The organism is Vibrio sp. 1580, from assembly GCF_033340055.1.
Genome location: NZ_JAWOVT010000468.1, coordinates 1 through 593 on the forward strand (window position 1 = coordinate 1; position 593 = coordinate 593).

Annotated in this window: 2 pseudogenes; both read right to left on the reverse strand. The window is 47.9% G+C overall.

Annotated elements, in window-relative coordinates:
* Positions 1-235: pseudogene (locus tag R7093_RS26635) on the reverse strand (ATP:cob(I)alamin adenosyltransferase); the annotation flags it as partial.
* 75 nt (positions 236-310) lie between these two features.
* Positions 311-593, reverse strand: a pseudogene (locus R7093_RS26640) (heme utilization protein HutZ); the annotation flags it as partial.

Below are 593 nucleotides of genomic sequence, written 5' to 3' on the forward strand. Positions count from 1 at the left end.
CTTCAACTTCCGATTCTGTAATCGCTAACTTGCCACGCACCGAACCATTGAGATGGTAAACATTAGGCTGAAGGCGCGTGAGAATATCTCGACTGAAGTCGTCCAATTCCATCGACAGCACCAACCCAATCCGGCTGCACAACTCGTCTGCGGTGATCTCGAAATCGCACACAGGGCTGTCTTCGTAAATAAAGGGATAACAGATCTCGCTCAGTTCCTTGCTTACAGGTCTCATGCTGTTGTTCCAATGTAAAAAAGGGAGCCAGTATAACCTAACTCCCTCCTAGCAATCATAAAAACGACGTCCGCATTAGGCGTTTTCGATTTTCTTGTGGCCTTCTTGTAGATGCACAAAATCAACCAAGTCATCGCCTGAGACTTGATACGCTTGACCGAACCCTTTTACGAACAAACCTTTCTCAGCTTTAAGGTTGAACAGTACAAAGTCTTCAAGCTGGCTTAGACCGTCGATGATGTCACCGAAACGCGCTTTCATCTGACCAACGACCAATTGCCACATTTCAGTATCGCGCTCAACAACCGTTGCTACCGCATCAAACGTCAGGGGCTGACGTGCGAAGAGCGGTGTGGGT